The organism is uncultured Methylobacterium sp., assembly GCF_964251405.1.
GTDB lineage: Bacteria > Pseudomonadota > Alphaproteobacteria > Rhizobiales > Beijerinckiaceae > Methylobacterium.
In genome coordinates, this window is the sequence record NZ_CAXUJR010000028.1 from 11,849 (window position 1) to 25,735 (window position 13,887).

Here is a 13,887-nt window from a genome sequence, read left to right on the forward strand (position 1 = left end):
CCTCCACGCGCGTCAGCCGGTCGAGGTCGACGGGGCCGTTGCGTCCCGTGAACCGCAGGCTGCGCCCTCCACCCTGCTGCTGCGAGACGCCGCCGATGTCGTGGTCGCCGGTGTCGTAGAGGGAGAGCGTCCCGTCCGCCTCGATGGCGAGCCGGCGGCTCTCGGGGAAATAGGCGTAGCGCATCCCGTCCTGGGCGCCCGAGGACGAGGGGCGGCCGAGCCCGGCCGGCCACCAGCCGCCGGATGCCGTGCTCGAACCGCCGGCCGGCGGTACTTCTTGCGCGAGTTCCGAGCACAGGGAGGCGACCCGGGCCTTGAGGCCATGATCGAACATCTGCCCGATCATGATCATGCCGCCGGACGACCATTGGCCGAATCCACCGAGATCGGGGTGGTTGAACTGGGCCATCGTGCCGTTGCCGGCCTCCAGCGCCCAGAGGAGGTGACGCACGGCGTCGAGGCTGACGCCATGGCGGTCGGCGATCGCTTGGAGACCTTCCGTGGCCTCGACATCCAGCTGGCTCATCACATCTCTCCCGCCCGAAGATCGCCTGCCAGAAGATCGCCCGCACCGGAGATCTGCTGATCGAAGCCGCCGCGCCGATCCTCGTTCAGGACTGGAGGAAACCGCCCGGGCCCGCAATCGCCGATGATCGCAGCGCCGCAAAAATTTGTCCCCGATGGGAGCTTAGGCGTAAGCGGACGCGTTCACGTCGCATTCAGGCATTTCGTTCGCAGCCGACGCCCGAACGAGGCCGAACTCCGGAGCAATGATGGCCGACGATTCGACGTTTCAGGCAGGCAAGGATTCTCAGAAAGACATGGCGTCCGCTCAGACCCGCTCGGCACGCTCGCGCATCCGCGAGGGTGCGCCCTATCCACTCGGCGCCAACTGGGATGGTCTCGGCGTCAACTTCGCGCTGTTCTCCGCGAACGCGACCAAGGTCGAGCTGTGCTTGTTCGACGATGCCGGCGAGCGGGAGATCGAGCGGATCGAGCTGCCGGAATACACCGACGAGATCTGGCACGGCTACCTGCCGGACGCCCGGCCCGGCACGATCTACGGCTACCGGGTGCATGGGCCCTACGAGCCCAGGGCCGGCCATCGCTTCAACCCCAACAAGCTCCTCATCGACCCCTACGCCAAGGGCCTCGTCGGCTCCATCACCTGGAACCCGGCCCTGTTCGGATACCAGATGGAGAGCGGCGACGACCTCACCTTCGACGAGCGCGACAGCGCGCCCTTCACCCGGCGCAGCCGCGTGATCGACCCGGCCTTCACCTGGGGCCGCGACCGCAAGCCCAACGTACCGTGGGAGAAGACCGTCTTCTACGAGACCCACGTGAAGGGCTTCACCAAGACCCATCCGCTGGTGCCGGAGCGGCTGCGCGGAACCTATGCGGGTCTCAGCAACCCGGCGGTGCTCGACTACATCAAGAGTCTGGGCGTCACCTCGGTCGAGCTGCTGCCCATCCACGCCTTCGTGCAGGACGACTACCTGCAGGAAAAGAACCTGGTGAACTACTGGGGCTACAACACGATCTCGTTCTTCACTCCCGCCCGCCGCTACGCGGCGGTGCCGGACTTCGCCTTCTCCGAGTTCAAGGAGATGGTGGCGCGCATGCACGGCGCCGGCCTCGAGGTCATCCTCGACGTGGTCTACAACCACACCGCGGAGGGGAACGAGAAGGGCCCGACCCTCTCCTTCAAGGGCGTCGACAACGCCTCCTACTACCGGCTGCTGCCGGGCCAGGAGCAGTTCTACATCAACGATACCGGCACGGGGAACACCCTCAACCTCTCCCATCCCCGCGTGCTGCAGCTCGTCACCGACTCGCTTCGCTACTGGGCGACCGAGATGCGGGTCGACGGCTTCCGCTTCGATCTCGCCACCATCCTGGGGCGGGAGGCGCACGGCTTCGACGAGGGCGGCGGCTTCCTCGACACCTGCCTGCAGGACCCGGTGCTCAACGGGGTCAAGCTCATCGCCGAGCCGTGGGATTGCGGGCCGGGCGGCTACCAGGTCGGCGGCTTCCCGCCGGGTTGGGCCGAGTGGAACGACCGGTTCCGGGACGACGTGCGCGGCTACTGGCGCGGCGACGAGGGCCTGCTGCCCTCGCTGGCCGCCCGCATCACGGGATCGGCGGACAAGTTCAACAAGCGCGGGCGCAAGCCATGGGCCTCGGTGAACTTCATCTCGGCCCATGACGGCTTCACGCTCGCCGATACCGTCGCCTACAACGAGAAGCACAACGAGGCGAACGGGGAGGACAACCGCGACGGCCACGGCCACAACCTGTCCTATAATTACGGCGTCGAGGGACCAACCGACGATCCCGAGATCAAGGCGGTGCGCTTGCGCCAGATGCGCAACATGCTGGCGACGCTGTTCCTCTCGCGCGGCACCCCGATGCTGCTCGCCGGCGACGAATTCGCGCGCAGCCAGGCCGGCAACAACAACGCCTATTGCCAGGACAACGAGGTCTCCTGGATGAACTGGGAGGCGATCGGCCCCGCCGAACGCGACCTCGCCGCGTTCACGCAGCGCCTGATGCACCTGCGCACCGCCCTGCCGATCCTGACCCGCGGGCGCTTCCTCACCGCCGCCTACGATGAGGACCTCGGCGTCAAGGACGTGACGTGGCTCTCGCCGAACGGCGAGGAGATGACGCAAGAGAACTGGTCGCAGGGAGATGCACGCTCCATCGCCGTCCTGCTCGACGGGCGCGCCCAGGCTTCGGGAATCCACCGGCGCGGCGGCGACGCGACCCTGCTCCTGCTCTACAACGCCTACCACGACCTGGTCTCTTTCAAGCTGCCGGCGTCGGTGGGAGGTGCCGCGTGGACGCGGCTCCTCGACACCAACCTGCCCGACAACCAGGAGGCGGCCCATGTCGGCATCGGCCAGACCTACGACGTCACCGGCCGCTCGATGCTGATGTTCGTCCTCAAGCCCGACGGAACCAAGGGCGAGGCCGCCACCGAGATGGAGCGCTCCTACCAGCACGTGATGCAGGCCTTCGAGCGCGCCAACATCGACGCGGTTCGGTTCGAACCGCCCGCCGACTGAGCGGAGGCCGCAACATGGCTCTCCCTTGCGCAGATCCCGGGTTTCCCCGAGATCTGCATTCGTGGCGCGCAGGCCCAGTCGGGCTCGATCGGCAACCGGAGACGATGGGGTGATCCTCCCGCGCAGGCCGGCGGAACCAATCCTGCCTGTTCCCCGCAAGAAAACGGGATCGCGTCCAGCTTAAAACAGACTGATACGCTCGCTCGGATCCAGTATCAGGAACATCTGACGGCGCTCGATCATCCCGCAACCATCTTCGGTGTGGTATCGTCGGCGCCTTGAACGATGGTGACGCCGGGCCAGTATGAGCGACGGATCAGAGACGCCCCCGATCGACTTGCCTGCGCGTGTGAAGACCGGCTTCTCATCGGACGTCTCCGATCGCCACAGCGACATCTTCTTCGCGGCCGTCGAGGCGACGCGGATGCCGATGATCGTCACCGACCCTCGCCAGCCCGACAATCCGATTCTGTTTACCAACAGGGCCTTCAGCGCGATGACGGGCTACACGCCCGAGGAGATGGTGGGCCGCAACTGCCGCTTCCTGCAGGGGCCGGAAACGGACCAGGCCGTCGTCGCCGAGATCCGCCGCGCAGTCGCCGAGCGCCGGGAATACGCTGCCGAGATCCTGAACTACCGCAAGGACGGCTCGACGTACTGGAACGGGCTCTTCATCGCCCCGATCTACAATGCCGCCAACGAGCTCGTTTACTACTTCGGCTCGCAGCTCGACGTCTCGCGCCGCCGCGATGCGGAGGATGCCCTCGGACAGACCCAGAAGATGGAGGTGCTCGGCCAGCTCACCGGCGGCATCGCCCACGACTTCAACAACCTGCTGCAGGTCATCGTCGGTTACGTCGACATCCTCAGCGCCGCCCTCGAGACGCAGGAGCCGGACCGTGTCCGGATGAGCCGGGCCGCCGACAACATCCGCGTTGCGGCCGAGCGGGCGACGGCACTGACGCACCAGCTCCTGGCCTTCGCCCGTAAGCAGCGGCTGGAAGGCCGCGCGGTCAACCTCAACAGTCTCGTCCAGGGCATGGAGGATCTCGCCAGCCGGACGTTGGGGACCGGCGTGAGCCTTGCGTTCGACCTCGCACCCGATCTGTGGAACTGCCGGATCGACCCGACCCAGACCGAGGCGGCGCTCCTCAACATCCTGATCAATGCCCGTGATGCGATGCCCGACGGCGGCCGCGTCACCCTCTCCACGCAGAACCAGGATGTCGCGACCGGCGATCGGCACTCGCCCTCGGACCTCCCCGTCGGCCGCCATGTCGGCATCTGCGTGCGCGACACCGGAATGGGAATCGCGCCGGAGGTCCTGACGCGGGTGATGGACCCGTTCTTCACCACCAAGGAGGAGGACGGGGCCGTCGGGCTCGGCCTCTCGATGGTCTACGGCTTTGCCAAGCGATCGGGCGGCGCGATGCAGATCGCGTCGGTGCCGGGCGACGGAACCACGGTGCGCCTGTCGTTTCCCGCCAGCGCAATCGAGGATCGCCCTGCTCCGCGCGCGCCCGCGCCGCCCATCGACGGGACTGGCACCGAGACGGTGCTGATCGTCGACGACCGCGAGGATGTCGGGGAACTCGCACGGACCATCCTGCGCGACTTCGGCTACACGACGCTCATGGCCCGAAACGGCCGCGAGGCCCTCGACATCCTCGACCAGAGCGAGGCCATCGACCTCCTGTTCACGGACCTGATCATGCCGGGCGGCATGAACGGCGTGGCGCTGGCCCGCGAGGCCCGGCGGCGGCGTCCGACCCTGAAGGTGCTGCTGACGACGGGCTACGCCGAGGCCAGCCTGGATCGAACCGACACCGGGGGCGCGGAGTTCGATCTCCTGAACAAGCCCTACCGCCGCAACGACCTCGTCCTCCGCGTCCGAACCGTCCTCGACGGGCAAACCGGCCTCGGCTGAGACGGCGGCGACATCTTCGTGGAGCGCGACCATGGCCCGAGGCGACAAGGCGAAATACACGGACAAGCAGGTGCGCAAGGCCGAGCACATCACCGAATCCTACGTCGAGCGCGGGGTGCCCGAGGACGAGGCCGAGGCGCGGGCCTGGGCCACCGTCAACAAGGACGACGGCGGCGGCAAGAAACCGGGAGGCTCCGGGCGCGGCAAGGCGACCGGCCACCCGGCGGCGCACAAGGGCGGCGCGGCGGGCGGCAAGGCTTCCGCCGGCCGCACCGCCGAGCAGCGTTCGGCCTCGGCGAGGAAGGCCGCCGAGACCCGCAAGCGCAACGCGGCGGAGCGGGCGGGGGCTTAGGTGCCTCCGCCAAGCTCGTCTCACCCGAACGGCCGCGGCATCCGGAACGGCAGCATCAGCCGCACCAGTGGGTTCTTGAAGCGGTCGAGCGACAGGCTCTCGTGGACCGGCCGCACCGCCTGGCCGCACAGGGTCGAGGACAGGAGCGAGCGGGCGTAGAACGGGGTGTCCTCGAAGGTTCGCACGACCTGCGACCGGCCGTCGTCGCTGCGGGTCGGGCGCGGCATCCGCCAGAACCCGGTCTTGGGGAGGTCCGCCGCGACCGGCGGTACGATCTCGCGGCGCGTGCCGTCGGCGTCGAAACGCAGGGACAGGTTCTGGGTGCTGCCGTCGCGGCGGACCACGTCGTAGAGGATCGCCGCCCCCGGCTTGAGATCGGCCCGGCACCAGGTCCATCGTGAGAAGGCGTCCTCCAGCGGCTCGTCGCCGTGGTTGGTGTCGAAATAGGCGGTGCCGGACCACGACAGGGCCGGCTCGCTCAAGGAGACCTCCACGGGGGAGGAGGGCGCCATCGGCCACCAGCGGTGCCGGCCGGCCGCGTCGAGGGTCTGGGGCACCTGCGTGATCCCGGCCGGGCGCACCCGCACCGTCCCGCGGACCCGCGACGGGATCGGTGCCGTGACCTCGTCGAGGCGGATGGTGAGGGAGGTGCCGTCCCATTCCATGGCGCTCGGGCCGATACGGATCTGGCGGGCATCGCGCGACAGGGACTTGGCGCCGCGCTCCGTCATGCAGAACGCGTTGCGCCCCTGGCCGTAGAGCACGACGTTGACGGCGCAATGCGCGAACGGGTCCCGGCTCGTGTCCCAGGCGTAATAGGGCGAGAACACGCTGCCGATGAAGGCGATGATGGTGAGCCCGTGGGTGCCGTCCTCGCTCAGGGCGTCGACGTACCACCAGACATAGCCGCCCTTGCCCACCTGGGTGTCGAAGCGAGGGGCGAGCGTCGATCCTGAAGGAGGCTGTCTGCCGCCAGCCGGCCCGACTGGGCCGCCATCGGCACTCCCGGGCCCGGATGGACGCTGCCCCCCGCGAGATACAGTCCCGGCAGCCGTGTCCGCGCCCCCGGCCGCTTGAACGAGGCCATCCAGCCGTGCGAGGCGCGGCCGTAGAGGGCGCCGCCCGTCGCCGGGAACATGGCCGCGAACCCGGCCGGGTCGGTCGCCACCGTCCCCGGCTCCTCGCTCAGGGTCAGACCGCCGGCCAGCAGCCGCCGACGCAGGTTGGTCTCGCATCGACGCATCTCCGTGGGATCGAGGGGGCGCTCGCCGGTGGCCGGGGCGTTGACGAGGCAGAGCAGGCGTTCGGGACCGGCCAAGGACGAGGGTGCCTCGTCACCGCGATCCTGGGCGCAGACATAGACCGTGGGGTCGGCGGGCAATCGGCCCTGGCGCAGGTCGGCGAATTCGGCGGCGTAGTCGTCCGAGAAGAAGACCGTGTGGCGCAAGAGCGGGAAGCCCGCGGGCCTCGCGTTCATGCAGAAGGTCACCGCCGAGAGCGAACGATCGGAGGGCGCGACCCGATCGGTCACGCGCGCCGCCTCGGGGCCGAACAGGCCCGCACCGAGGGCTCCGACATCGGCATTGGCGACGACGGCGTCGGCCGGAATGCGCTCCCCATCCGCGAGCATGACCGCCGAGACGGCCCCGCCCTCGGCCACGATCCGTTCGACATGGGCGCCGTAGCGGAAGCTCGCACCGCGCGAGACCGCCAGATCCGCGACGGCGGCGGCCAGCGCGCTCAATCCCCCCTCGACGTGCCAGACGCCCTCCGCCTCCACGTGCGCGACGAGCATCAGGGTGGCGGGCGCCTCGAAGGGCGAGGCGCCGCAATAGGTGGCATAGCGCCCGAAGAGCTGCCGCAGCCGAGGATCGCGGAAGTACTCGCCGAGCGCACCCCACAGGGTGGTGAAGGGCTGGATGCGCCAGAGGTCGCCGAGCCCCGAGAGCCCGACCCGGCGCCCGAGTTCGACCGGGCTCGGCCGCGCGCCGCGGATGAACGGCCCCTCGAGCGTCCGGTACACGTCGGCGGCCCGCGCGCTGAACCGGCGGAAGCCGTCAGCGTCGCGGGCACCGGCGAAAGTGCGGATGGCGTCGACGCTGGCCTCGTGGTCGGCGAAGAGGTCGAGGCGCGCATCCCCGCTCCAGGCGTGGCGGGCGAGGATGCCGGCCGGCGTGAGGGCGACGAGGCTGCCGAGATCGGCACCGGCCTCGGCAAAGATCTCCTCGAAGACCCAGCGCATGGTGAAGACGGTGGGACCCGCCTCGATATGACGGCCGGCCGCATCGACGCTGCGCATCTTGCCGCCGGGCTTTCCCGACCGCTCGATCACGGTGACGTCGAGGCCGGCATGGGCGAGGCGCAGGGCGGCGACCAGCCCCGCGATCCCCGCTCCGATGACGACCACCCTGCGTCCGGCCACGCCCGATCATCCTCCCGGCGCCGCGTTTCGAGGCGCTCTTTCCGGGTCCGATTTACACCGGCCTGCCTCGGAAGTGTCAAGCTGGAGCGACACTGCGGCAGCGCGGACACGCCGTGACACTTTCTTCCTTTCGCTCGTGTTTGTCCCGCTCCGTCGGTTATTCCGGGGCTGCGAAGCAGAGCCCGGAACCCAGAGCCGTCGACGGCGCAAACGCTTCAAGAACCTGTGTTTCTTGGTTCCGGGCTCGCCTACGGCGGCCAGGACTAACGTCGGCGGGCTGGCACATTGACGCTCCCCGCCGCCACTGCGATGGTTTGCCCGACGGTTCCTCTCACGAGGATCAAAAGGGAACGCGGTGAGGGCTCATGGCCCGATGCCGCGGCTGCCCCCGCAACTGTAAGCGGCGAGCCCTTCATCAACACGTCACTGGATGCCTCGGCACCTGGGAAGACGATGAGAGGGCGGTGACCCGCGAGCCAGGAGACCTGCCGTCAGCCGTGGTCACACGCGGAACGCATCGGGCGGGGTGTCCTGATGGGGTGTCGGAACCTGCTCGCGCGGGGACCGGCTTCGTTCGCGGTGACGTGCCACAGCCGTCGCCCGAGGTCTTCCCGTGTCATCCCTCCTGTCACCCCGACGAATCGCGGCCTGCCTGGGCCTCGCGGTAATGCCCACCTGCGCCCTCGGCCAAGCCGGCGCCGAACCATCCGCCGTGGCCCTGCCCGAACTCAGCGTCGCCGGCACGTCGGGTTTTCCCGTCGCGAGTCCGGGCTATCCGGGCGGCGTCACCGGGATCGGGGGCGGGGAGGTCGCTCCCGCCCTGTCGTCGAGCGCCGGCACGATCGCGGGCGCCCGGCTCAACAGCCGCCCGATCACCCGGCCCGGGGAGGTGCTGGAGGCGGTGCCCGGCCTCATCGTCACGCAGCACTCGGGGGAGGGGAAAGCCAACCAGTTCTTCCTGCGCGGCTTCAACCTCGACCATGGCACCGACATCGCCATCCATGTGGACGGCATGCCCGTGAACATGCGCACCCACGGCCACGGCCAGGGCTATGCCGACATCAACTTCCTGATCCCGGAACTCGTCGGCGCCGTCGCCTTCGCCAAGGGGCCGTATTTCGCCCGCGAGGGCGACTTCTCCTCGGCCGGCGCGGTGCGGATCGACTACCTCGACACGGTGGAGCGCAACATCGCGCTGACCTCGCTCGGCAGCTTCGGCTACAAGCGCGCGCTCACCATCGCGTCGGCGCCGCTCGGCCAGGGCAACCTCCTGGTGGCCGGCGAGGCCCAGGTCTATGACGGCCCCTCCGAGGTGCTGGGCCGGCAGCGCAAGGTCAACGGGGTCGCCCGCTACAGCCAGGGCACGGCGCTCGACGGGTTCTCCGTCATCGGCATGGCCTATTCCAGCACCTGGACCTCCACCGACCAGATCCCCGAGCGCGCCGTCGCGAGCGGCCTGATCGGCCGCTTCGGCAGCCTCGACCCCACCGACGGCGGCGAATCCTCTCGCCTGTCGCTTTCGGGCCGCTGGAGCCGGTCGGATGCCGGCGGGGTGACGCGGGCCAGCGCCTACGTCATCCGCAGCAGCCTCGGCCTCTTCAACAAATTCACCTATTTCCTCAACGACCCCGTCAACGGCGATCAGTTCCGCCAGAAGGACAAGCGCACCGTCACCGGCGGCGAGATCGCCCGCGTGTTCCAGGGCGACCTCCTCGGCCTGCCCATGGAGACCGAGATCGGCCTCCAGGCCCGCTACGACGACATCCAGGTCGGCCTGTTCAACACGGCGCGTCGACAGACCCTCTCCACCGTGCTGGACGACCGCATCCAGGAGGGGAGCGCGGCGCTCTACCTCGAGAATCGGGTGCGCTGGACCGACTGGCTGCGCACCATCGTGGGCGTTCGCGGCGACGCCTACGCCGCTAACGTCTCGGCCTTCATCCCCGAGAACTCGGGCAAAGCCACCGACGGCATCGTCAGCCCCAAGCTCGGCCTCGTGCTCGGCCCCTTCGCCGACACGGAGCTGTTCGTGAATTACGGCGAGGGCTTCCACAGCAACGATGCGCGCGGCGTCACCGCCCGGGTCGATTCCGCGAGCCGGCTGTTCAACCTCAGCAACGCGCCCTTCCTCGTCCGCTCGGTGGGCTCGGAGATCGGCGTCCGCACGCGGGCGATCGAGGGGCTCGAATCGGCGCTCAGCCTGTTCCAGCTGGATTTCGACTCCGAGAACCTGTTCCAGGGCGATTCCGGCACCACCGAGCCGAGCCGCCCGACCCGGCGCTACGGCGTCGAATGGACGAACCGCTACCGGCTGAATCCCTGGCTCTCCCTCGACCTCGACGCCACCTGGACCCAGTCGCGCTTCGCCGACCGAGACCCCGCCGGCAGCCGCATTCCCGAAGCGCCCACCGTCATCGGCGCCGCGGGCGTCACCTTCGGCGAGGCGCTCGGCTGGTTCGGCACGCTGCGCCTGCGCTATTTCGGGCCGCGTCCGCTGATCGAGGACAATTCCGCGAGGTCGAGCGAATCGACCCTCGTCAACGGCCGGCTCGGCTACAACTTCGAGAACGGGGTCAGCGTCTCCCTAGACGCCCTCAACCTGTTCGGCGCCAAGGTCAGCCAGATCGACTATTTCTACGTCTCGCGCCTCTCCGGCGAGCCGGCCGAAGGCGTCGCCGACCGGCACTTCAAGCCCGTGGAGCCAACCGCCATCCGGCTGACCATCGCAGGGCGATTCTGAGCATTCGCCCGATCCCACGGCTGCTCGTGTCTTCTCGCTTGACGAGTGTCAATTAATACTGACACTTTACATGACAAGCTAGAATGACACGGGAGTCGCGGAGATGGACGCCGGCCAACGCATCGAGAGAGCTCTGGACAATGCCGTCGCCCATGCGGAGGCGCCCGGCGCTCCGCCGCGCCTAGCCGAGGCGATTCGCTACGCCGTGTTCCCGGGCGGGCACCGCATCCGGCCGCGCCTGTGCCTCTCGGTAGCCCGGGCCTGCGGCGACGACGATCCGATGGCCGTCGATGCTGCGGCGGCGGCGATCGAGCTGCTGCACTGCGCCTCCCTCGTCCACGACGACCTGCCCTGCTTCGACGACGCGCCGATGCGCCGCCAAAAACCCTCCGTCCATGCCGCTTATGGCGAGCCCCTGGCGGTGCTCACCGGCGATGCCCTCATCGTCCTGGCCTTCGAGACCCTGGCCCGCGGCGCGGCGCGCAACTCGGGACGGCTCGCGTCCCTGGTGGGCCTCGTCGCCCGCGCCGTCGGCTCGCCCGGCGGCATCGTGGCGGGACAGGCCTGGGAATCCGAGCTCACCGTCGGGCTGACCGAATACCAGCAGGCCAAGACCGGGGCTTTGTTCGCCGCCGCCACCGTGACGGGGGCGGCCGCGGCCGGAGCGCCGCCCCTGCCGTGGCGGCTGCTCGGCGAGTGCCTGGGCGAGGCCTATCAGGTCGCCGACGATCTCAGCGACGTCGCCTGCCGCCAGGAGGAGATCGGCAAGCCGGTGGGCCGCGACGCCACCCTGGGCCGCCCCAACGCCGCCGCGCTGCTCGGGTTCAGCGGGGCGCTGGCCCGGCTCAAGCACCTCGTCGCTGAGGCGGTGGAGGTCATCCCGCCCTGTCCCGGAGCGGAGGTGCTCCGCGCCGAGATCGTGTCGCAGACCCGCCTGTTCCTGCCGCCGAGCCTCGCAGCGGAGAAGCTGCACGCGTTTGCGTGAGCCGACTGATATGGCGGCGGCCTGGAAATCTTCTCTGCCCCTCAAGTGGGGTCCGAACCCTCCCCCCTCTGCGGGGGAGGGTGCCCTGCGGATGCGTGGGCCTACCTCTCCGGCAGAGGGGGGAGGGGGATCCGCACCCGCCGTCGCAAACCGTTCTTGGCGCGAGCGCTGGCTCGCCTTCCGCAACCGCACGGTGGCTCGCCCTGGTTTCCAACGCTGGGCCGCCGGCTTTCCGCTGACGCGGGGAATCGCGCGGCGCAACACCCGCGCCCTGTTCGATCTGTGCGCCGGCTTCGTCTATTCGCAGACGCTGTTCGCCTGCATCCGCCTCGACGTGTTCGGCGCGCTCGAACCCGGGCCGCGCAGCGTCGATTCGCTGTCGGCGCAAGTCGGCCTGTCTCCGGAACGCTGCCTGCGCCTCCTCAAGGCGGCCGCCTCCCTCGACCTCCTGACCGCGCTGCCGGACGGCCGGTTCGCGCTCGCCGATCTCGGCGCGGCGCTGATCGGCAATCCCGCCATCGCCGCGATGGTGGAGCACCATGCCATGCTCTACGACGACCTGCGCGATCCCGTGGCGCTGCTTCGCGGCGAGGCCGGGCCGACCCGCCTTTCCGCCTACTGGCCCTACGCGGATGGAAGCCGAGCCGTCGTCCCCGAATCGGTGGCGCCCTATAGCGGCCTGATGGCCGCCTCGCAGGCGCTGATCGCTCAAGATATCCTCGATGCCTACCCCTTGACCGGGCACCGGCGCCTGATGGATGTCGGGGGCGGGGAGGGTGCCTTCCTTACCGCCGCCGCCGGCAGGGCGCCGGACCTCGCCCTCACCCTGTTCGACCTGCCCCCCGTGGCCGAGCTGGCGCGGCGCGGCTTTGCCGCCGCCGGCCTCGGGCGAAGGGCCGTCACCGAGGGCGGAAGCTTTCGCGATGACCCGCTGCCGGCCGGCGCCGATGTCATCTCGCTGGTGCGCGTGGTCCACGACCACGACGACGATACCGTCCGCATCCTCCTGCGCAAGGTCTACGAGGCGCTGCCGCCCGGCGGCACCCTGCTGCTCGCCGAACCGATGGCCGACACCCCCGGGGCCGGGCCGATCGCCGACGCCTATTTCGGCTTCTACCTCCTCGCCATGGGCAGCGGGCGCTGCCGCAGCCCGAAGGAACTCGGCGAACTCCTCGCCGAGGCCGGCTTCGCCCAGGTGCGCGAGATCGCGACGCGACGCCCGCTCCTGACCCGGCTCGTCACTGCCCGTCGAACTGACAAGCGCGCTTGACACTCGTCACGTAAATAAGAGTTGACGTTCCAAAGTGTCTATCTAGGATGACATGACTGGAGCCACCCGAACGAGTGGCGCGAATGAGACGACGGGGGAGGGACACCATCGATGCAAGCCCGTGCCGTCGTCCTCGAGCAGCCCCAGCAGCTTTCCCTCACCGACCTCGATCTCGACGCCGCCGGCCCCGCCGATGCCATCGTGGCCGTGCGCTGGAGTGGCATCAGCACCGGCACCGAGCGTCTGCTCTGGTCCGGCCGGATGCCGGATTTTCCCGGCATGGGTTACCCGCTGGTCCCCGGCTACGAGTCGGTCGGCGAAGTCGTCGAGGCCGGGTTCGAATCCGGCCTGTCCGTCGGCCAGAGCGTCTTCGTTCCCGGCGCGCGCTGCTTCGGGCCGGTGCGCGGCCTGTTCGGCGGCGCCGCTTCCCACCTGGTCAGCGCCGGCTCCCGCCTCGTCCCGCTCGACGCGACGCTGGGAGAGCGCGGCATCCTGATCGCGCTGGCCGCCACGGCCTATCACGCCCTGCACAACGTGGTTCCGGGGGCGCGCTCCCTCATCGTCGGCCACGGCGTCCTAGGGCGCCTGATCGCCCGCCTCACGGCGATCGCCGGCGGATTGCCCATCGTCTGGGAGACGAACCCGATCCGGGCCGCGGGCAACCACGGCTACGCGGTGATCGACCCGGTCTTCGACGAGCGTCGCGACTACGCCAGCATCATGGACGTGAGCGGCGACGCCAGCCTCCTCGACACCCTGATCGGCCGCCTGGCGCCCGGTGGAGAGGTCGTGCTGGCGGGCTTCTACGAGGCGCCGCTCTCCTTCGCCTTCCCGCCCGCCTTCGTGCGCGAGGCCCGCATCCGCGTCGCCGCGCAATGGCGTCCGGAGGACCTCACAGCGGTCACGGCGCTCATCGCGTCCGGGCGCCTGAACCTCGACGGCCTGATCACCCATCGCAGCCCGACCGAGGATGCGGAACAGGCCTATCGCACGGCGTTCGGCGAGCCCGAATGCCTCAAGATGATCCTCGATTGGAGTCCCCGTTCATGAACATCCCGCTGAACGGAGCCGCGCTCAAGGGCGCCGAAGCACTCCGATCCGAAGCTCATCAATCCGAAGC

At 69.4% G+C, this 13,887-nt stretch carries 10 protein-coding genes and 1 riboswitch; of the genes, 7 read left to right on the plus strand and 3 right to left on the minus strand.

Annotated features, from left to right (window positions below; all coding sequences use genetic code 11):
- A partial coding sequence (locus ACFE7U_RS07560) for an SHOCT domain-containing protein (protein WP_375409119.1) occupies nt 1-526 on the minus strand: 526 nt, incomplete at its 3' end.
- Nucleotides 527-821: 295 nt separating this feature from the next.
- Here ACFE7U_RS07560 and glgX point away from each other — a divergent pair.
- The 3 genes from glgX (at nt 822) to ACFE7U_RS07575 (ending at nt 5,350) form a co-directional block, all read left to right on the plus strand.
- Entirely contained in the window at nt 822-3,071 is a 2,250-nt protein-coding gene (gene glgX, locus ACFE7U_RS07565) for a glycogen debranching protein GlgX (RefSeq protein ID WP_375409120.1), read from the plus strand.
- Nucleotides 3,072-3,375: 304 nt separating this feature from the next.
- Nucleotides 3,376-4,998, plus strand: coding sequence for a histidine kinase famiy protein (locus ACFE7U_RS07570; RefSeq protein ID WP_375409121.1), 1,623 nt, complete (start codon nt 3,376-3,378; stop codon nt 4,996-4,998).
- Nucleotides 4,999-5,029: 31 nt separating this feature from the next.
- Nucleotides 5,030-5,350 (plus strand): plasmid stabilization protein, encoded by a 321-nt coding sequence (locus ACFE7U_RS07575; protein WP_375409122.1) that lies wholly within the window; start codon nt 5,030-5,032, stop codon nt 5,348-5,350.
- Nucleotides 5,351-5,370: 20 nt separating this feature from the next.
- On the opposite strand, the gene ACFE7U_RS07580 is transcribed toward ACFE7U_RS07575, so the two are convergent.
- Both ACFE7U_RS07580 and crtD read right to left on the minus strand, forming a co-directional pair.
- Complete coding sequence (locus ACFE7U_RS07580; RefSeq protein WP_375409123.1) at nt 5,371-6,270, minus strand: carotenoid 1,2-hydratase; 900 nt, start codon at nt 6,268-6,270, stop codon at nt 5,371-5,373.
- Complete coding sequence (crtD, locus tag ACFE7U_RS07585) at nt 6,228-7,772, minus strand: 1-hydroxycarotenoid 3,4-desaturase CrtD (protein WP_375409124.1); 1,545 nt, start codon at nt 7,770-7,772, stop codon at nt 6,228-6,230. The genes ACFE7U_RS07580 and crtD overlap by 43 nt, the downstream gene beginning before the upstream one ends.
- A 305-nt stretch (nt 7,773-8,077) precedes the next feature.
- Nucleotides 8,078-8,280: riboswitch (cobalamin riboswitch) on the plus strand.
- Nucleotides 8,281-8,439: 159 nt separating this feature from the next.
- Here crtD and ACFE7U_RS07590 point away from each other — a divergent pair.
- From ACFE7U_RS07590 to bchC, 4 genes are all read left to right on the plus strand, one after another.
- A complete protein-coding gene (locus tag ACFE7U_RS07590) occupies nt 8,440-10,512 on the plus strand; it encodes a TonB-dependent receptor (RefSeq protein WP_375409125.1) in 2,073 nt (690 codons plus the stop codon).
- Nucleotides 10,513-10,615: 103 nt separating this feature from the next.
- Complete coding sequence (locus tag ACFE7U_RS07595) at nt 10,616-11,497, plus strand: polyprenyl synthetase family protein (RefSeq protein WP_375409126.1); 882 nt, start codon at nt 10,616-10,618, stop codon at nt 11,495-11,497.
- A gap of 91 nt (nt 11,498-11,588) precedes the next feature.
- Nucleotides 11,589-12,767: a methyltransferase gene (locus tag ACFE7U_RS07600; RefSeq protein WP_375409127.1), complete on the plus strand. Its 1,179-nt coding sequence runs from the start codon at nt 11,589-11,591 to the stop codon at nt 12,765-12,767.
- 111 nt (nt 12,768-12,878) lie between these two features.
- Nucleotides 12,879-13,817, plus strand: a complete 939-nt coding sequence (gene bchC / locus ACFE7U_RS07605) for a chlorophyll synthesis pathway protein BchC (RefSeq protein ID WP_375409128.1) — start codon at nt 12,879-12,881, stop codon at nt 13,815-13,817.
- Nucleotides 13,818-13,887 lie beyond the last annotated feature (70 nt).